The 17,280-nt window shown below is 51.0% G+C and carries 19 protein-coding genes and 3 tRNA genes; 9 read left to right on the top strand and 13 right to left on the bottom strand.

All coding sequences use genetic code 11. The features are described from left to right. Window positions 1-39: 39 nt before the first annotated feature. The 6 genes from opgB to SK34_RS19705 form a co-directional block, all read right to left on the bottom strand. Complete coding sequence (gene opgB / locus SK34_RS19730; RefSeq protein WP_048233953.1) at window positions 40-2,331, bottom strand: phosphatidylglycerol--membrane-oligosaccharide glycerophosphotransferase; 2,292 nt, start codon at window positions 2,329-2,331, stop codon at window positions 40-42. A 231-nt stretch (window positions 2,332-2,562) separates the two neighbouring features. Next, the gene (locus SK34_RS19725) at window positions 2,563-3,054 is read right to left on the bottom strand and encodes a YjjA family protein (RefSeq protein ID WP_003830016.1); all 492 of its coding nucleotides are present in this window, start codon (window positions 3,052-3,054) and stop codon (window positions 2,563-2,565) included. A 70-nt stretch (window positions 3,055-3,124) separates the two neighbouring features. Beyond that, window positions 3,125-3,862, bottom strand: a complete 738-nt coding sequence (gene dnaC / locus SK34_RS19720) for a replicative helicase loader DnaC (protein ID WP_003019133.1) — start codon at window positions 3,860-3,862, stop codon at window positions 3,125-3,127. Between the two features lie 2 nt (window positions 3,863-3,864). Continuing rightward, window positions 3,865-4,404 (bottom strand): primosomal protein DnaT, encoded by a 540-nt coding sequence (gene dnaT / locus SK34_RS19715; RefSeq protein ID WP_003019130.1) that lies wholly within the window; start codon window positions 4,402-4,404, stop codon window positions 3,865-3,867. Between the two features lie 123 nt (window positions 4,405-4,527). After that, the gene (locus SK34_RS19710) at window positions 4,528-5,001 is read right to left on the bottom strand and encodes a threonine/serine exporter (protein ID WP_003019127.1); all 474 of its coding nucleotides are present in this window, start codon (window positions 4,999-5,001) and stop codon (window positions 4,528-4,530) included. Next, window positions 4,992-5,768, bottom strand: a complete 777-nt coding sequence (locus tag SK34_RS19705) for a threonine/serine exporter family protein (RefSeq protein ID WP_003019122.1) — start codon at window positions 5,766-5,768, stop codon at window positions 4,992-4,994. The genes SK34_RS19710 and SK34_RS19705 overlap by 10 nt, the downstream gene beginning before the upstream one ends. Window positions 5,769-6,230: 462 nt before the next feature. Between SK34_RS19705 and SK34_RS19700 the strand changes: the two genes are divergently transcribed. Further along, on the top strand, window positions 6,231-6,956 hold the full coding sequence (locus SK34_RS19700) for a helix-turn-helix transcriptional regulator (protein WP_003019119.1): 726 nt from the start codon (window positions 6,231-6,233) through the stop codon (window positions 6,954-6,956). Then, window positions 6,917-7,594 carry a DNA-binding transcriptional activator BglJ gene (gene bglJ, locus SK34_RS19695; protein WP_048233952.1) on the top strand — a complete coding sequence of 226 codons (678 nt, stop codon included), beginning with the start codon at window positions 6,917-6,919 and terminating at the stop codon, window positions 7,592-7,594. Before SK34_RS19700 ends, bglJ begins: the two co-directional genes overlap by 40 nt. A 57-nt stretch (window positions 7,595-7,651) precedes the next feature. Here bglJ and SK34_RS19690 read toward each other — a convergent pair whose 3' ends face one another. After that, complete coding sequence (locus tag SK34_RS19690) at window positions 7,652-8,110, bottom strand: YbaK/EbsC family protein (RefSeq protein WP_003019114.1); 459 nt, start codon at window positions 8,108-8,110, stop codon at window positions 7,652-7,654. A gap of 236 nt (window positions 8,111-8,346) precedes the next feature. Here SK34_RS19690 and SK34_RS24880 point away from each other — a divergent pair, with 236 nt between their 5' ends. Both SK34_RS24880 and SK34_RS19685 read left to right on the top strand, forming a co-directional pair. Then, window positions 8,347-8,487 (top strand): hypothetical protein, encoded by a 141-nt coding sequence (locus SK34_RS24880; protein ID WP_016149511.1) that lies wholly within the window; start codon window positions 8,347-8,349, stop codon window positions 8,485-8,487. Continuing rightward, entirely contained in the window at window positions 8,477-9,820 is a 1,344-nt protein-coding gene (locus SK34_RS19685; RefSeq protein WP_003845615.1) for a PTS sugar transporter subunit IIC, read from the top strand. Before SK34_RS24880 ends, SK34_RS19685 begins: the two co-directional genes overlap by 11 nt. 29 nt (window positions 9,821-9,849) lie before the next feature. Here the strand turns inward: SK34_RS19685 and fhuF are convergent, their stop codons facing one another. Both fhuF and SK34_RS19675 read right to left on the bottom strand, forming a co-directional pair. Continuing rightward, on the bottom strand, window positions 9,850-10,638 hold the full coding sequence (gene fhuF / locus SK34_RS19680; protein ID WP_003837247.1) for a siderophore-iron reductase FhuF: 789 nt from the start codon (window positions 10,636-10,638) through the stop codon (window positions 9,850-9,852). Window positions 10,639-10,746: 108 nt separating this feature from the next. Then, window positions 10,747-11,823: a GGDEF domain-containing protein gene (locus tag SK34_RS19675; RefSeq protein ID WP_003845616.1), complete on the bottom strand. Its 1,077-nt coding sequence runs from the start codon at window positions 11,821-11,823 to the stop codon at window positions 10,747-10,749. 255 nt (window positions 11,824-12,078) lie between these two features. Between SK34_RS19675 and SK34_RS19670 the strand changes: the two genes are divergently transcribed. Beyond that, window positions 12,079-12,315, top strand: coding sequence for a DUF1435 domain-containing protein (locus SK34_RS19670; protein ID WP_072144002.1), 237 nt, complete (start codon window positions 12,079-12,081; stop codon window positions 12,313-12,315). Between the two features lie 40 nt (window positions 12,316-12,355). Here SK34_RS19670 and SK34_RS19665 read toward each other — a convergent pair. From SK34_RS19665 to rsmC, 4 genes are all read right to left on the bottom strand, one after another. Beyond that, a tRNA-Leu gene (locus tag SK34_RS19665) sits at window positions 12,356-12,441 on the bottom strand. A gap of 32 nt (window positions 12,442-12,473) precedes the next feature. Then, a tRNA-Leu gene (locus SK34_RS19660) sits at window positions 12,474-12,559 on the bottom strand. A 28-nt stretch (window positions 12,560-12,587) separates the two neighbouring features. Beyond that, a tRNA-Leu gene (locus SK34_RS19655) sits at window positions 12,588-12,674 on the bottom strand. Window positions 12,675-12,895: 221 nt separating this feature from the next. Continuing rightward, the gene (gene rsmC / locus SK34_RS19650; protein ID WP_003837251.1) at window positions 12,896-13,927 is read right to left on the bottom strand and encodes a 16S rRNA (guanine(1207)-N(2))-methyltransferase RsmC; all 1,032 of its coding nucleotides are present in this window, start codon (window positions 13,925-13,927) and stop codon (window positions 12,896-12,898) included. A gap of 103 nt (window positions 13,928-14,030) precedes the next feature. On the opposite strand from rsmC, the gene holD reads away from it, so the two are divergent. The 4 genes from holD to prfC all read left to right on the top strand — a co-directional run bounded on the left by holD (window position 14,031) and on the right by prfC (window position 17,236). Beyond that, window positions 14,031-14,444, top strand: coding sequence for a DNA polymerase III subunit psi (gene holD, locus SK34_RS19645; protein ID WP_003019094.1), 414 nt, complete (start codon window positions 14,031-14,033; stop codon window positions 14,442-14,444). Then, complete coding sequence (gene rimI, locus SK34_RS19640; protein ID WP_048219765.1) at window positions 14,413-14,859, top strand: ribosomal protein S18-alanine N-acetyltransferase; 447 nt, start codon at window positions 14,413-14,415, stop codon at window positions 14,857-14,859. Before holD ends, rimI begins: the two co-directional genes overlap by 32 nt. 14 nt (window positions 14,860-14,873) lie before the next feature. Continuing rightward, a complete protein-coding gene (gene yjjG / locus SK34_RS19635; RefSeq protein ID WP_003019088.1) occupies window positions 14,874-15,554 on the top strand; it encodes a pyrimidine 5'-nucleotidase in 681 nt (226 codons plus the stop codon). Between the two features lie 92 nt (window positions 15,555-15,646). Continuing rightward, window positions 15,647-17,236: a peptide chain release factor 3 gene (prfC, locus tag SK34_RS19630; RefSeq protein WP_003019086.1), complete on the top strand. Its 1,590-nt coding sequence runs from the start codon at window positions 15,647-15,649 to the stop codon at window positions 17,234-17,236. Window positions 17,237-17,280: the final 44 nt, after the last annotated feature.

The following is a 17,280-nucleotide window of genomic DNA, read 5'->3' as shown; positions in this document are numbered from 1 at the left end:
TGCCATGCAGCGCCCGGTGTGGTGTTGGGCGCTGTTTTTTTATCCCTGAGCAGCCACTATTTTGATTTCAACCATCCCGATCCCCAGCTTACGCGGTGAGTGACCGAGAATATTGCCCTCGTTGGTGGCAACCGGATCGGGCGGGACAATCACCAGCGTATCGGCATCCGCCGGGTTATCAAAATGTAAGGTAGTGGTGCTGACGTCATGGCCTAACACCAGCGTCTGTTCCTCGTTGCCAACGCGCACGGGAATAGGGCGATTAGCGTTGTCGCCGAAGGCTTTCGCGGTAATGACCAGATCGAATTTCTTCGGTAGCGGGGCTTTGTACTCAATCGTTACTTCTTCGCTGAGCTGCGCATTGGACCAGCGTCCCCAGGATTCGGGGCGTGAAATACCGCTAAATTGTTTCACCTCTTCCGGCGCGCCCGCCACGTTGAAAACGAAGCTATCTGCTTTGTAGCGAATGTCGTTATCGACAATTTTCAGCGTATCGACGTTACCTTTGTAGCGCTCCATGTCGATCACCGTATCTTTAAATACGGTTTTACTTTTCCATTTGGCTTTGTCGACGTGCTGCACAATTTGCTGCCCGCCTAACTGACCCTGTGAAACGCACCAGTCGGTAGAAAGCGCCAGCTCCGGCGCCCACAGTTGCGCCATTTTGTAGCAGCGATCGACCCAGACAAAGTTATCGCGCGGGGCGAAATCCGCCAGCTGGAAGCGCAGCGGGGCCGAGTATTCGCTTTCCGGCAGCGGCTCGACGCGTTTGTCCGATACCCGTAAAAGCAACGGCAAGCGGAAATGGCTGCCGGAGAAGGAGATCATATTTTTGTCCTGGTCGACGGTGAACTCTTTCATCTCTTTCGGGAAATTCCACAGGCGAATGATATCGGGCTTCCACGCCAGCATTTTTTCTTTAATGTTCAGGAATACTTCCGACACGGATTCGCTCGACAAGCTGCTACGGCCAAGACCGATAAAGTTATCGCCGCCGAGAATATCCAGTACCGTTGCGCCGTTATCCATCGTATTACGTTTTACCGCCAGCGTGTCCTGTTGCGGTTGGTCGCCGCGCAGCACGAAGAACAGGTTGTTACGATCCTGCTTGTTCAGATACTTCCATGCGGTGTTGTTCATCGCCAGATGATCGGAAGAAACAACGATAACGGTATCTTTAAACCACGGCGATGCTTTGATTTTATTGATAAATTCGGCAATGTTTTCCTGGCTGCAACTGACCGCGCTGAACGACTGGTTGGCCTTCCCGTCGATGTCATAACGTTTACGGTTGCAGCTACGTGAGATAAATCCATCCGGATGATGGGTGTCCACGGTCAGGGTAAACAGTGAAAAACGCTGGCCCGAGCGCGAAAGCTCTTCGAATTTTTTCCATGCTTCGTCCAGCACGGTATCGTCGTAGAAGCCCCAGTCGTTACGATAGGCCGGGTCCGCCACCACGCTTTTTAACTCTTCCGCACCGTACAGATGGTCAAAGCCGTGAGATTTCAGGAACACGTCTTTGCCGGCAAAGCGCAGGTTGGCACCCTGCACAAAGTAGTTCTGATAGCCGGAGTTTTTCAGGATATCGCCCAGACAGATATTGTTAGGGAAGAAACTTGAGACCGACGCCGAGGCGTTGCCTTCAAATGGCGCAAACAGCGGAATACCGCACTGGGAGGCGACCATGCCAGCGATGGTGTAATCGGTACCCGGCAGTTGCATGGTATTGCTGAAATCCAGACCTTCATTTTTTAACGCGCCGAGTTCCGGGGTCAGATCCGGGAACGCGTCGTTATTAAAATAGGTGCGCTCGAGGCTCTCACCGTAGATATACACCAGGTTCAGCTTCGGGTTGGGAATGGTTTTCGATGGCTCTTTATAATACGTCGGGAAATCCGGATCGCCATCGCGCGACTGCGACTTCACCAGTTCGGTTATCTGGTGAAACGCCGGGCTGGCGTCAACGGAGGCCAGCGCCAGCAGCAGGGCCAGCAGACTGTAACCCACATGATGCGGGTGATGGCGACGGCGGCGCAGGATCCAACCGAGCGCGACAAAAACGGTCGTCAGCGCCAGCGCGATCCCAACGCCCGGCAAAATATATTTTCCAACCCCCGCGCCGGTCAGACTGTTGGTCAGCGTGTACAGAACCGCATCATTGATCCCGTCGCCGGTGAAATAGTCACTGGCGTACAGCGTGATATTCAGGACAATAAAAATCCCCAGCACCGATAACGTGGCGGCAAACCACCAGGTGTTGCGACCCGCTTTCCAGGCGTAAATCAGCACTGAAGCGAGAAACAGAGTGATGGAGATTAATTCTGACAACGGTCGATCCTCAGTAAACCGGGCACATGCCTGGCAGGCTAATCATTAGGGGGAAAGCACAATGTAATAGCGTTGTTACATTGCTGCAATTGTAGTGACATTAAATTACGTTGTTATTCAGAATTGGTTTAGATATGCGCGTTTTTGTGGGGAATTACTATTTATTTGAAATGTGAATGCATTGACGGAAATAAATAGATGCCGCGCAGGTTATACGCGGCGTGTCGTGCGTCAGGAAATGAAGTTCATGCCCTGTTTTAACACCAGATCGCAGGCCTTGGTTTTAACCTGTTTCGCCAGCGAGCTGTTGCCAATCGTGTTCAGGTCCAGCTGTTGACCATCTTTGGCGTTGAGCAGACCCTGAATCCCGTCCATATAGTTGGTGTCTTGCTTCTGCTCAGGAGCACTGAGCCCCAGTTTATCCAGCACCTGGTTTTTGACGTTTTGCGTGTCGGTGACCGAGGCCAGCTTCTGTTTCGCGCAATATTCCAGGATCCCGGCGGCGTTATTCATGCTGCTGGAGGTCAACGACTGATTGCTGCCATTCAGCAGGCTGGTCAGGGAAGAGAGCGACGAGCTGCTTTGCGAGCCGGAGCTTTGTTTGCTTAGCTCACTGGCCGCGCTGGAGAGCGAATCCTGCCAGGAGGCGGCGAAAACGCTGGTGGAGATGAGCGTGCTGGCGGCAAGCGCACAGCACAGCAGACGTTTGGTAGTTTTCATCATTATATGCAACTCGTGTTATGCCTTTTCAGCGCAGTATAGCGCTGGCAGTCTTAGGAGTGGTCCTAATACGTTAATACTCTTTACCGGTGACCCGACTACGGTAGCTTTCCCAGTTAAAAATGACCCACAGGCTGTTGCCAAGGCGCATACGATCCATCACGCGCTCGCCCAGCAGCTTGTTCATTTCATCCATATTGCTGTTAGTTAACATGCCGGTCGGACGTTTTGAGGATGAACGGCGATCGACAATCTGATTAATAATCACTTTTTCATAGCGGGATTCGGTCTGCATGCCGATCTCGTCGATCACCAGCAGATCCACATTGCTCAGATCGTTGAGCAGCTGTTCTTCGCTGGTTTCACGATTGCTGAACGTTTCTTTCATCGCCGACATGATATCGGCCACGGTAATGATCAGTACCGACTTGCCGCGCAATAGCAGTTCGTTGCAGATGGCGGCGGCCAGATGGTTTTTGCCGGTGCCGGGTTTGCCGGAGAAGATAAAGCTGGCGATGTTGCCGTCAAACTCTTCAACGTATTGGCGGGCTTTGCTCAGGGCGTTCATCTGACCTTCGCACTCTACCCGATAGTTTTCGAACGAACAGTTCTGATGCAGCGGACGGATACCGGAACGGTTGAATGTGCGCTGCATTTTCATGGCCCGGTTTTCGCGGGCCAGCGCTGCGGCACGAATTTCACCTTGCTCTTTTTGCCATGCCAGCAGCTCCTCGCCCGTTTTAAAGGCGGGCTCGACATTAGGTGGCATCATTTTTTGCAGACGTTTCATCAGGTCGCCAACGTTTTTCATCGTTATCCTCTAAAACCCGGTGGAATGTGGCTGTCAGGTTCACTGACGCTGTTCACATCGCGCTTTGGCATTCCGCCATTGCTGGCCCGTCCAATCTGAATGCTGCGCGCCAGTTTTTGCTGCCACTGAATATGGTGAAAGACTTTGCCTTCAGCCTGCCAGTAGGCAACAAATGAGGCCAGTTCTTCAGCAGTAACCGGCTCTCGCAACGCTACGCCCCATAAAGCGGCCTGACGCTGAAAGTCGGCATCAGGCTGCCAGGCAGCGTACATCGCAAATTTCCCCATTGGCACGGCAACGGGAGCGGTTTGCGGCTCTTCATAAAATTGATCATCCAATGTCACATCGCTTCCCGGGCGTGACAGTTTCTCCTCAAGCGCCAACAGCTCAGCCAGTCTCGCAGGCGTCACCGCGTAAAACGCTGGTGCATTGTTAGCGAATACGGCTACGGCGCCACCCGCAGACTTGGCCAGCACAGCGTGGTGATCGTGTAATAAGGCGTCAATGCTCGTGACGTCTGGCGTCAAAATTTTGCAGGGCATAATGTTTCTCAATACTGAACAACAACCGAGAAGGGGACTGCTTTTATAGTAACACAGAGAAGAAGGAGAGCAGCAGGTGAGGGGAGATTCCCCTCTCTGCACGGTATTAAAGAAAGTGCACCGTTAAACGCGTGGACGTTTGCGATACAGCCATAATCCTGGCACGGACAGACCGATGGAGAGCGCACCGACAATCGATGAGGCTTTCAGGAAGTTGGTCAGCAGGGTAATCATCAGCACTTCGCTGTAACCAAAATGGCCGATTTTTACTGCTGAGATCATGGCTGTGTAGGCGGAGATCCCCGGAAACATAGGGATCACTGCCGCGACGGTGAAGACTTTCGGATGCGCCAGATACCAGCGCGACCACTGGATCCCAATGCAGCCGACCAGCAGCGACGCCATAAATGTTGACCATTCAATATTAAACCCTGCGGTCATCATCACCATTCGTGAGCCGTGACCGAGTGCACCGAGTAATGCGCACCATGGGAGCGCCCGATGGGGGACATTGAATACCATGGCAAAGCCAAGCGCCGGGATCGCCGACAGGATCATATCCTGCATTAGCGCCAGTATGAAATCGATCACGCCCATCCGCGCAGCCCCCATAAGGTCATCGACACGATCACGCCAATACAGGTCGCCAACGTAAGCAGACTGGCAATAGCCCAGCGAGCGAGTCCGGTATTAATGTGTCCCTTAAACATATCCGCGACGGAGTTGATCAACGGAAAGCCCGGAACCAGCAGTAGCACGCTGGCGGCCATAGCGATAGTCGGAGTATTACTAAAAGTCGGCAACGTCAGCAGCAAGCCTGAAATGGTGGTCGCCACAAAGGCGGTGATGCAAAAATTGATTTGCGGATGCAAATGCCGGGATGCCAGTATCTGGCGGATATACATCGCCACCATGCTGGCGAAAAAGGTGATCACCGCACCATCCCATCCGCCGTTATTGAGTTTACAAAAACAGGCGCAGGATAAACCGACCATCAGGGCGACCAGCCATCTTGGATAGCGCAGTGGTTTAATCTGGCTAAAGCGTTTCTCTACGCCTTTAACATCCAGCAGTTTATGTTCCGCCAAAATGACAATGTGCTGCACTTCCGTCACGACGTGCATATTAATGCCGCGATCCTGATTTTTTCGCGTTGATGTCAGGCATTGCCCGTCTTTAATGGTGGTCAGGACGATAGCGTTAGAGGAGATAGCGCTTTCTACACTATCCATGCCAAGCGCCAGCCCGAGGCGGGTGGATAGCTCGTCAACCAGCGCGCTTTCTGCCCCATGCTGAAGTAAAAAAAGACCGCATTGAATACATAACCGTGTAACCGTTCGCTGTGACGACTGCTCTGTTTGCATGGTTCGCTCTGACTGAAAAGGATCTCTTTGAGTGACGAATGTTTACTTTTATCATGAAGCATGAGCCCGCTGGCTCTGGCTAAGATCAATCTTTGTGTCGAAAAAAGACACCGACGATACGGTTATGGCATATTAACACTTCCCACTCGCCGAGGTATGAGAGGGCGCATGACTGTAATGTAGCGTTATTTACCCGGATGGCAAATACATAAGCCATGCTAACGATCTATTGTAGTTATTTTAATTTTACAAATAACGTATTTATGCGTAATCATGTAATAATAGCTTGACAGTTTGGCTTTATCTGGATTGTAGTGCCAATACTTTTATTTTAATAAACGCCAAGGATAAGCAATTCACCCCGTTTATTGTTCGGAGTATTTTCCCGTGAATTAATGGCTATTAATTTATTCGGGAGAACTGAATTAAGTACGATTACGGACTGGTGAGTGTGGAGGGGATATGTTGCAAGGACGCTGCAAAAACGCAATTATTATTAGTAAATCACCGATTATACAGACCGGGCTTAAAGGTATAATACAGGCGCAGTTTGCCGATTACGAACTCACATACTGTCGTTCTGTTGAAGAGCTAACATTATTACAACTACGGTACGCTGATTTGGTGATTGCTGATTTAACTGGAGACTGCAATTATCCTCGTTCAGTCTGCGAACAATATTATTCTTTATTATCTCAATACCGTGATATTCACTGGGTCTTTCTCGTCTCTCGTATTTTTTATCCTTTGGCTATTGAGCTACTGATGTGTCCTGTCAGTTCGCTGCTCTCTGATGCAGAGCCGATAGAAAGTTTAGTGAGCGTCATTCACGCAGGAAATGCGCGAGCAGAAAGAATAAGTAAGACACTACTTTCTCCACCTGCCATGCCGCAATTGTTAGATCATAGCGCGCGCTCAATAGTCCTCACTCTCTCTGAAAGGAAAGTGCTGCGCCTCCTTGGGAAAGGCTGGGGAATTAATCAGATTGCGATGTTGCTGAAGAAAAGCAATAAAACAATCAGTGCCCAAAAGAATAGCGCTATGCGTCGCTTGTCGATAAATAGCAATGCAGAAATGTATGCCTGGATAAATAGTTCTCAAGGATCGCGAGAACTTAATTTACCTTCAGTTTATGGAGAAACCACGGAATGGAAAGCAGAGTCATCAAAAGAAACGTTGCACTGGTAGAAAAGTGTACAATGAGCAGTGTAGGTATTAATAGTTTATTTAATACCATGCCAGATGACCAATATAAACTTCATCTCTTTTCTAGCCGGCCCACTTTTAGTCAGGCAATGTTAAAGATGTCGTTTTCGGCAGTTATTTTTTCTCTCTCTGCAATCAGAAGCGATCGCAGAGCTGGGTTGGCCTATTTAACGGAACTGGCGATAAATTTTCCACGGATTCGCCGCGTGGTGATTGCCGATGATGACGCTGAAGCGCGTTTAATTGGCTCCTTGTCCCCCTTGCCGCTGGATGGCGTTGTGAGTAAAGCTTCTTCGTTAACGGTGCTACAGGACGCTTTATTAACGGCGTTAAGCAGCCCAAGCCGAGGAACCGAAAGCACGAAAAACCATTGGTATATTAATCAAAGCCGCATGCTCAGTCCGACAGAACGAGAAATACTGCGCTTTATGTCAAATGGCTATTCGATGCCACAGATTGCCGCTCAGCTTGAACGGAACATTAAAACCATTCGGGCACACAAATTTAATGTGATGTCCAAACTGGGAGTAAGCTCAGATGCCGGGTTACTGGATGCTGCCGATATCCTGCTGTACCTGCGTGCTGGCGAGCCAGCGCCTTTTATGCAGGCGGCTTCGTGACAGGCAACGTTGACGTGCTTTGTGCCGGGTTTGGTCGCCGATTTGGCGCGTGAAGCATTACTGACACACGTCAACCCAGGTGGCAGAAGTCAGTTCAGCCATCCTCTCAGGCGTGATGCGAACCGCGCTGTGGATGGCACCTGCGGCAGGCAACACTTCAGCGTAGTGCTTCAGAGAAACATCACAGTACACTGAAATCGGTGTTTCTAATCCGAAGGGGCAAACGCCGCCAACGGGATGCCCCGTCGCGCTCACGACCTCATCACTACTCAACATACGGGCTTTGGCACCGAACGTACTCTTTAGCTTTTTATTATCCAGTCGGGCATCACCTTTTGCCACGACCAGGATGATGTCGTTCTTCACCTTTAGCGAAAGTGTTTTCGCTATCTGGCCAGGTTCAACGTTATGGGCTTTTGCTGCCAGATCAACGGTTGCTGTGCTCTGATCTAATTCGATAATCTCAATATCTGGTGCATGTTGCGCCAGGAATTGACGTACTGATTGCAAACTCATTCTTCTCTCCCTATCGCTTACAGATAACCCTTCACAGCAGAAAACATGCAGGATGTAATTTGTCATAGGGGCAACCGCACTGTAAATATTTTATTGTAACAATATAGCAACATTAGCAGTTTTTCGATCGTCTTCACAATCAAAGAAACCGGTTACAGTAACCGGTTGCAGAATGCTGAAATGACGATTAATACTGAAGTTGTCACTTCCTCTGTATCACATAATAAGAGCCATCTATGAAACTTAACTCGAATAGCGGTAGTGCTGGTGTTCCCCCCGGCACGGTTGCGAAAAGTGGTAATGGGATTTACGTGGTGGTGTTGATGCCAACACGGTTGCAAGGTTTTGCACAACGGGAGAACGGCTATGTCTACTAACCATGCTGTGTTTAACGTGATTTTCCGCTTTGTTGAAAACTATGTTAGCCCTGTTGCCGGGCGCATCTCTTCACAACGTCATGTCATGGCTATTCGTGACGGTTTTATTTCGGCGATGCCTTTTATGATTGTAGGCTCTTTTCTGCTGGTTTTTGCCTATCCGCCGTTTTCTCCGGATACCACCTGGGGATTCGCCCGTGCGTGGCTGGATTTGGCAAAACAGTTTGAAGGCCAAATCCTCACACCGTTTGATATGACGATGGGGATCATGTCGGTCTACATATGTGCGGCTATTGCTTATAACCTGGGCAAGCACTATGTGAAGTCGTATCAGTTAGATCCGTTTATGTGTGCGATGCTATCAATCATGGCTTTTTTGCTGATTGCCGCGCCAAAAACCAAAGGCACGATGCCGGTTGATAGTCTGGGAGGAACGGGGATTTTCACCGCCATCCTGGTAGCCATTTACTGCGTTGAAATGATGCGCTTCCTGAAGGCGCACAACATTGGCATCCGTTTACCCGATCAGGTGCCTCCGATGATCAAAAACTCTTTCGATCTGCTGATCCCGGTGCTGGTGGTGGTGCTAACGTTGTACCCGCTAAGCCTGGTGATACAGTCGCAGTTTGACATGCTGATCCCGCAGGCCATTATGGCCATTTTCAAACCACTGGTGTCGGCTGCAGATTCTCTCCCGGCGATCCTGCTGGCGGTATTGATCGGCCATCTGCTGTGGTTTGCCGGTATTCACGGCGCGGCTATTGTGTCGGGAATGCTGCAAATGTTCTGGCTCACCAATCTCGGGATGAACCAGTCGGCGCTGGCGCAGGGTGCGCCGTTGCCGCATATCTTTATGGAAGCGTTCTGGACATTCTTCATTGTGGTTGGTGGTTCCGGCGCGACGATGGGGTTGGTGATTTGCTATCTGCGGAGTCGTTCCGCTCATCTACGCTCGATTGGGCGTCTGAGCGTGGTCCCCAGCATTTTTAATATTAACGAACCGGTGATATTCGGTACGCCGATTGTCATGAACCCGGTGTTTTTTATCCCCTTCCTGCTGGCTCCGATGGTGAATGCGGTACTGGCGTGGGCGGCGATGAAACTGGATTTAATTGGGCGGGTAATTTCAGTGGTTCCCTGGACGGCCCCGGCACCGGTTGGCGCCGCATGGGCGTTAGGTTGGGATTATCGTGCGGCTATCCTGGTGGTGCTGTTGGCGCTGGTATCGGCCGTTATCTACTTCCCGTTCTTTAAGGTCTACGAAAAGCAGTTATTAGCGCAGGAAAAAGAAGAAGCGCAGCGTATGGAAGAGGAAAACCAGCAGGTTGCATAAATATCTGGCGAGGGGCTACGGCTCCTCGCTTACTTCAGCGTGCAGTCTCCGCATTGCTGAACGTCAGGCAGGCGATAGCGTTGGCAGCAGGTTCTGCGCACTAACAGCCCTTCACGCGGAACAACGGTACGCCATAGAGGATTATCCTGACCGCAGGAAAGTTGTTTCTCAAAAAAGCAGGTCTGGCGCAGCGTGGTCAGCAGTTCTTCACCTAACAACGGCTTCATTTCCGTTAAATACCAGTGAATTAAGTATCCGGTGTTGCTCCAGATAAGCTTTGCGTTGATCTCACCCGTTGCTTCCAGCGCCTGCACAACCGGCGTTAGCGCTGAGAGAATCAGCGTTTCCATGCGTTGTTGAGGAGACAGGGCTGTAGCCAGATGATCCTGATGGACATCGATCCAGAAGCAGGCTGCTCGGCCCGTTTCGTGGAATTCTACGTGCATGTGTTCAGGAGAGACGTCTATAGCCTCTTTTTGCGTCAGCAGGGCCACCATTAACGGAGGCATCATCAGGCCGATATACCATTGCGCCCAAAGAGATATCAGGGGCTTATTTTCGCGGGGCAGCGTGGGCTGGTTGCGATAGATATGGTCTGAATAAACAGCGAGCAATGAACTTAGCGTCGTCGGTTGCGTCCATTCATGCAGCGTCATTGCACCTGGCACAGGCGTTTCGTCAAGACGAATGAAGTCCAGCAAGTGCTCGCGAGTTTTGGCTATCGTTGCGCGTACGGCAGCAGCCAGCGAGGGCATCTCTGAGGGGAGATGGCTACGCCAGATGACATCTTCAACGATCGGTGCGGAACGATAAGCCATGTCGATATAAGGATGTTAATCTTAATGATAATGATTGCTAATCCTATAATTGGTGTTAAGCGATAGCAAGATCTTTGTCGCCATCTCGGGTGGCACCGCACAGAAAACTCAGGTAGAAGGGCAGTTTACCCGTAGCTCATCGCTGACCAGAGTATTGTTACGCCCAAGATTCTTGGCCTCGTAAAGGGCTTTATCCGCTTTGGCAATAGCAGCATCAATATCCTGTTCGACCAGAGGTGCAATGCCGATACTGACGGTTACGTTGGTTGCCACGCTCTCATTAAACATGTGAGGGATTTTAAGGTCGTACACTTTCTGGCGGATACGTTCGGCGGCAGCCTGGGCCTGCTGTGGATCGACTGCGGTCAGCAAAATCATAAACTCTTCACCGCCAAAACGCGCCACCACATCCCTGGAGCGGACGGAGTCTCGGATGGCGGCAGAAACACGGATCAACGCCTGGTCGCCCATCATATGTCCGTAATGATCGTTATAGGATTTGAAATGGTCGATATCCAGCAGCAGAACGAAGTGTCTCGAATTACTTAGGGCCAACAGCGTATCGAGCCGGTGTTGCAGCCCCCGGCGATTATACAAACCGGTTAGCGGGTCGAGCATGCTGAGCCCGTTCAGGGTTTCTCGTTCTTCCAGCAGTTTGTACATCAGTTGCTGAGCGAACCCATCGTAGCGCTTTTGTATCACATGCTGGATGGCGATACCTGCCATAGGCAGCGCCATAAAATAGAAAATCCGCAAACCATGCTCGCTGCCGTTAAGCCATAAACAAACGGCGACGGAGGGGAGTGAGTGGAGCGTAAACGCGATGATATTATTGGCAAAAGCGATAGAGCCAATAAACAGTACGCTGAGAAGCGCTATTAACAGGAAATAATAATCATTCTGACCTAAAGCATTATATTTCAATAATATGTGTAACGCCCATAACAAGCCAAAAACGATTGAAATAAAAGGGAGATTAATTCTTTTATCTGCGTATTTCCCATGCCATACCAGCAGCAGTGTACTCATCACCAGTATCAGCAACGCCGATACTGATAAGGCTTTGACCGCAAACAGTGGGAAAAAAAGCGTAAACAGCGCGGAGACTGCGTTGAGCAGCAGAAACAGTCGTAAAGAGAGTTGGTATTTTTTGGTGCGCAGAGTTCGCCAGGATTGTACTGTCATAGGTAAATATTGTTAGTTATCTGCAATGTACGAAGGTGTGTTGGTAAATAAAACAAATAACGAACGGGGTATCATTCGCAGAGGTTTTTATTGTTTTTAGTTGAAGAGCTAACCGGTGAGCAATTTATCACCTTGGGTTATTCATGTCATCAATCGTTAAGTAAAACTCATATAATTGATAGTGCTTCACGGCTGACAAATGAGAAATTTTATCATATGATATTGGTTATCATTATCAGTGTCATAGGTGGAATCATGTTGCAACGTACGCTGGGCAGTGGATGGGGTGTTCTGCTGCCGGGAATGCTGATTGCCGGGATGGCATATAGCGAGCTGTCGGTCTACGTATGGAAGGTGATGATTGTATTAGGATTACTACTGACTTCGCTCATGTTGTACCACAAGCGTTTACGGCACTTTGTTTTGTTACCTTCATGCGCGGCGCTGATTGGTGGCATTGTTCTGGTAATAATGAACTGGAATCAGGGATGAACAAAACTAGAGAAGGAAATCGAGAGGGAAATAAGATAATTGGTGCGAGGGGGGGGACTCGAACCCCCACATCCTAAGGACACTAACACCTGAAGCTAGCGCGTCTACCAATTCCGCCACCTTCGCACAGTCATCTTATTTGTTTGATATCGCCTCGTTGGTGCGAGGGGGGGGACTCGAACCCCCACATCCTAAGGACACTAACACCTGAAGCTAGCGCGTCTACCAATTCCGCCACCTTCGCCCAGTGCGAGCAATATCAACGTGGATTATGGTGCGAGGGGGGGGACTTGAACCCCCACGTCCGAAAGGACACTAACACCTGAAGCTAGCGCGTCTACCAATTCCGCCACCTTCGCATACCATCGACACTCAAAAAGTATCGTTACCACGGAGGCGAATTCTAGAGATTTTATGCAGGGCGTCAACTGTTAATTATCGAACTTAACGTGATTGCCGAAAAAAAAGGCGTTTCTTCGGCTTTGGCGTTTTATGCAGGCCGGATAAGCGATAGCGCCATCCGGCGTTGCTCGGTGTCACGCCAGATGGCGGCGTAAACGCCTTATCTGGCCTACAGCGGTTAGGCTTTTTTCGCCTGGCGCGTCATGATGGTGCGATAGACCTTGAAGCGCCCGGTCTGCGCGATAACTTCGTGGAAGCCAAACACTTCATCCAGAACCTTCGGATAAGGCAGGAAGGCGTTTGCCACGATACGCAGTTCACCGCCACTGTTCAGATGACGCACGGCGCCGCGAATCAGCGTTTGCGCGGCATCAAGGCTGGTCTGCATTCCGTCGTGGAACGGTGGGTTGGAGATGATCATATCAAATCGGCCCGTTACGTCAGAAAAGACGTTACTGGCGATGACGTCACCTTCAATGCCATTGGCTGCAAGCGTTGCACGGCTGGCTTCAACGGCGGCGGCGCTAACATCGCACAGGGTTAAGCGCACTTTTGGCGAGTGGCTGGCTAAGGCGACGGAGAGAACGCCTGCGCCACAGCCGACATCCAGCACTTTGCCTTTGGTGTGCGGCGTCAGCGTGGAGAGCAGCAGTTGGCTGCCAACATCCAGGCCGTCACGGCTGAAGACGCCCGGCAGCGTTTTGATGGTCAGATTTTCTGTCTGGTATTCATCCCAGTATTTTTCTGCATCAAAGACCGGCTGTTTTTCCAGACGACCGTGGTACAGGCCACAGCGACGTGCGCTGTCGACTTTGTTTAACGGTGCGTATTCGGCCAGCATCTGCTCTGCGCTACGTACGCCGCTGCGATTCTCACCGACAACAAAAATATCGGTGCCAACCGGTAACAGCGACAGAATGTTCATCAACTGGAACTGGGCTTCCGGCTTATTCTTCGGCCAGTAGTAGATCAGCGTATCGCTATCGGCAACGTCATCGGCCTGCGCGATGAGGCTGAAGCGGACGTTGTCGCCCATCTGGCGGTTAAGCACCTGCCAGTGGTGAAGTTGCTGAGTGTGCGCTCGGCTGGCGGCGCTTTCAAAATGGGCAGGCAGGTCATCCTGCAAATCACCGGCAAACAGAATACGGCTTTGTTCGAAATCATCACTGTGGCGCAGCAAGACTTCACTTGCCGGGGTAAAAGCAGACATGGAATGCTCCTTAAATTGTACAGCGGGGGATTATAGTTGTTTGATGGCACGGATTCGACAAATTTGCTATATTTGCGCCCCTGATAGACAGGAGTGTTTCGCTATGACATCCCGACGAGACTGGCAGTTACAGCAACTGGGCATTACGCAATGGTCGTTGCGTCGTCCTGGCGCACTGCAGGGCGAGATCGCGATTTCCATTCCTGCGCATGTCCGTTTGGTGATGGTTGCTGCACAGTTACCCGAGCTAACCGAACCATTGATGAGCGATATTTTACGCGCATTAACCGTCAGCCCGGATCAGGTTTTACAACTGACGCCTGACCGTGTCGCCATGCTGCCGCAAGGCAGTCGCTGTAATAGCTGGCGGCTGGGAACCGAAGAGCCGCTGCTGCTGGAGGGCGCTCAGGTCGAGAGTCCTGCGTTTAATGAATTACGGGAAAACCCAGCGGCACGCGCCGCGTTATGGCAACAAATCTGCGCATATGAACACGATTTCTTCCCTCGAACCGACTGATTTACCCGCAGCATTTCATATTGAAAAACGCGCCCACGCTTTTCCGTGGAGTGAAAAAACATTTGCCAGCAACCAGGGCGATCGCTACCTCAATTTTCAGTTGAGAGTGGATGACGTGATGGCGGCTTTTGCGATTACGCAGGTCGTGCTGGATGAAGCTACGCTGTTCAATATTGCCGTCGATCCTGACTTTCAGCGTCGTGGGCTGGGGCGTGAGCTGTTGGAGTATTTGATCGATGAGCTGGAAAAGCGTGGCATTTTGACGCTGTGGCTTGAAGTGCGCGCCTCGAATGCGGCCGCTATCGCATTGTACGAAAGCTTAGGCTTTAACGAGGCGACGATCCGTCGCAATTATTATCCAACGGCCGATGGTCACGAAGACGCCATCATCATGGCGTTGCCAATCAGCATGTAAGACAAGGTGTAATGATGAAGAAGTGGGACTGGATTTTCTTTGATGCCGACGAAACGCTGTTTACATTTGACTCGTTTACCGGCTTACAGCGGATGTTTCTCGACTATAGCATTACCTTTACCGCTGAAGATTTTCAGGACTACCAGGCCGTGAATAAACCGCTGTGGGTGGATTATCAAAACGGCGCGATTACCTCATTACAACTTCAGCATGCCCGTTTTCAGAGCTGGGCCGAACGCCTGAAGGTTGAACCGGGCCAGCTTAATGATGCATTCATCAATGCGATGGCGGAGATCTGCTCGCCGTTGCCGGGGGCGGTTTCTCTGCTCAATGCGATTCGTGATAAAGCGAAAATCGGCATCATTACTAACGGCTTTACCGCGTTGCAGCAAATCCGCCTTGAGCGGACGGGGCTGCGCGATTATTTCGACCTGCTGGTGATTTCTGAGCAGGTTGGGGTGGCAAAACCTGATTCCCGTATTTTTGACCATGCGCTGGAGCAGGCGGGCAATCCTGACCGTTCTCGCGTGCTAATGGTGGGTGACACCGCAGAGTCCGATATTCTTGGCGGCATTAACGCCGGGCTATCCACCTGCTGGCTAAATACGCACCACCGCGAGCAGCCAGCGGGCATTCAGCCGACCTGGACCGTAGCGTCATTAAGCGAACTGGAGCAGCTCCTGTGTAAACACTGATTGCCTCCCCCCCGTTGATGGGTAAAATAGCCGCAATTTTTCGTATTCAACTTGCCCGGCCCGTTGCCGTGCTTACCTAAGAAGATTTGACTATGACGTTGTCTCCTTATTTGCAAGAGGTGGCCAAACGCCGCACTTTTGCCATTATTTCTCACCCGGATGCCGGTAAAACGACAATTACTGAAAAGGTACTGTTATTCGGACAGGCCATTCAGACCGCCGGTACGGTAAAAGGCCGTGGCTCCAGCCAGCATGCAAAATCTGACTGGATGGAAATGGAAAAGCAACGTGGTATCTCCATTACCACCTCTGTGATGCAGTTTCCGTATCATGACTGCCTGGTGAACCTGCTGGACACCCCGGGGCACGAAGACTTCTCCGAAGATACCTATCGTACTCTGACGGCGGTGGACTGCTGCCTGATGGTTATCGATGCTGCAAAAGGCGTTGAAGATCGTACCCGTAAGCTGATGGAAGTTACCCGTCTGCGCGATACGCCGATCCTGACCTTTATGAACAAACTCGACCGTGACATCCGCGATCCGATGGAGCTGCTGGATGAAGTTGAGAACGAACTGAAAATCGGCTGTGCGCCGATCACCTGGCCGATTGGCTGCGGTAAGTTGTTCAAAGGTGTCTATCACCTTTATAAAGATGAAACTTACCTGTATCAGACCGGTAAAGGCCACACCATTCAGGAAGTGCGTGTTGTTAAAGGTCTTAACAACCCGGAACTTGATACTGCCGTGGGTGAAGACCTGGCGCAGCAGCTGCGCGACGAGCTGGAGCTGGTGCAGGGCGCGTCCAACGAGTTCGACCATGAGTTGTTCCTTGCGGGCGAAATCACCCCGGTCTTCTTCGGTACCGCGTTGGGTAACTTCGGCGTTGACCATATGCTGGATGGCTTAGTGGAGTGGGCGCCTGCGCCGATGCCGCGTAAAACCGACACCCGCGTCGTCGAAGCCTCAGAAGAGAAGTTCACCGGTTTCGTGTTTAAAATTCAGGCCAACATGGACCCGAAACACCGTGACCGTGTGGCGTTCATGCGTGTGGTATCCGGCAAGTATGAGAAAGGCATGAAAATGCGCCAGGTGCGCATTGGTAAAGACGTGGTGATCTCCGACGCACTCACCTTTATGGCCGGTGACCGTTCTCATGTGGAAGAAGCGTATCCGGGCGATATTCTCGGCCTGCATAACCACGGCACTATCCAGATCGGCGATACCTTTACCCAGGGCGAAATGATGAAGTTCACCGGTATTCCGAACTTCGCGCCGGAGCTGTTCCGTCGTATTCGCCTGAAGGATCCATTGAAGCAGAAACAGCTGCTGAAAGGGCTGGTTCAGCTGTCAGAAGAGGGTGCAGTGCAGGTATTCCGTCCGATCGCCAACAACGATCTGATCGTCGGTGCGGTGGGTGTGCTGCAGTTTGACGTGGTGGTTTCACGTCTGAAGAGTGAGTACAACGTTGAAGCGATTTATGAATCCGTCAACGTGGCGACTGCGCGCTGGGTAGAATGTTCTGACGTGAAGAAATTCGAAGAATTTAAGCGTAAGAACGAAATTCAGCTGGCGCTGGATGGCGGCGATAACCTCACCTATATCGCGCCAACCATGGTTAACCTGAATCTCACCCAGGAACGTTACCCGGACGTTCAGTTCCGTAAAACACGCGAACACTAATCGACCTTCCAGGGCACGGTATCCGCCGTGCCCTGCAACTTTTC

Origin of the sequence: Citrobacter sp. MGH104 (assembly GCF_001034485.1) — a bacterium.
In the GTDB taxonomy this organism is placed as follows: domain Bacteria; phylum Pseudomonadota; class Gammaproteobacteria; order Enterobacterales; family Enterobacteriaceae; genus Citrobacter; species Citrobacter freundii.
Note: the sequence above shows the minus strand (reverse complement) of the source record. Positions and strands in the feature narration are given on the sequence as shown.

Excerpts from the sequence above, each read along its gene's own strand:
- SK34_RS19725 (WP_003830016.1), bottom strand. The coding sequence starts at position 3,054 with ATGATGAAAACTACCAAACGTCTGCTGTGCTGTGCGCTTGCCGCCAGC.
- dnaC (WP_003019133.1), bottom strand. The coding sequence starts at position 3,862 with ATGAAAAACGTTGGCGACCTGATGAAACGTCTGCAAAAAATGATGCCA.
- dnaT (WP_003019130.1), bottom strand. The coding sequence starts at position 4,404 with ATGCCCTGCAAAATTTTGACGCCAGACGTCACGAGCATTGACGCCTTA.
- SK34_RS19710 (WP_003019127.1), bottom strand. The coding sequence starts at position 5,001 with ATGGGCGTGATCGATTTCATACTGGCGCTAATGCAGGATATGATCCTG.
- SK34_RS19705 (WP_003019122.1), bottom strand. The coding sequence starts at position 5,768 with ATGCAAACAGAGCAGTCGTCACAGCGAACGGTTACACGGTTATGTATT.
- SK34_RS19700 (WP_003019119.1), top strand. The coding sequence starts at position 6,231 with ATGTTGCAAGGACGCTGCAAAAACGCAATTATTATTAGTAAATCACCG.
- bglJ (WP_048233952.1), top strand. The coding sequence starts at position 6,917 with ATGGAAAGCAGAGTCATCAAAAGAAACGTTGCACTGGTAGAAAAGTGT.
- SK34_RS19690 (WP_003019114.1), bottom strand. The coding sequence starts at position 8,110 with ATGAGTTTGCAATCAGTACGTCAATTCCTGGCGCAACATGCACCAGAT.
- SK34_RS24880 (WP_016149511.1), top strand. The coding sequence starts at position 8,347 with ATGAAACTTAACTCGAATAGCGGTAGTGCTGGTGTTCCCCCCGGCACG.
- SK34_RS19685 (WP_003845615.1), top strand. The coding sequence starts at position 8,477 with ATGTCTACTAACCATGCTGTGTTTAACGTGATTTTCCGCTTTGTTGAA.
- fhuF (WP_003837247.1), bottom strand. The coding sequence starts at position 10,638 with ATGGCTTATCGTTCCGCACCGATCGTTGAAGATGTCATCTGGCGTAGC.
- SK34_RS19675 (WP_003845616.1), bottom strand. The coding sequence starts at position 11,823 with ATGACAGTACAATCCTGGCGAACTCTGCGCACCAAAAAATACCAACTC.
- SK34_RS19670 (WP_072144002.1), top strand. The coding sequence starts at position 12,079 with ATGTTGCAACGTACGCTGGGCAGTGGATGGGGTGTTCTGCTGCCGGGA.
- rsmC (WP_003837251.1), bottom strand. The coding sequence starts at position 13,927 with ATGTCTGCTTTTACCCCGGCAAGTGAAGTCTTGCTGCGCCACAGTGAT.
- holD (WP_003019094.1), top strand. The coding sequence starts at position 14,031 with ATGACATCCCGACGAGACTGGCAGTTACAGCAACTGGGCATTACGCAA.
- rimI (WP_048219765.1), top strand. The coding sequence starts at position 14,413 with ATGAACACGATTTCTTCCCTCGAACCGACTGATTTACCCGCAGCATTT.
- yjjG (WP_003019088.1), top strand. The coding sequence starts at position 14,874 with ATGAAGAAGTGGGACTGGATTTTCTTTGATGCCGACGAAACGCTGTTT.
- prfC (WP_003019086.1), top strand. The coding sequence starts at position 15,647 with ATGACGTTGTCTCCTTATTTGCAAGAGGTGGCCAAACGCCGCACTTTT.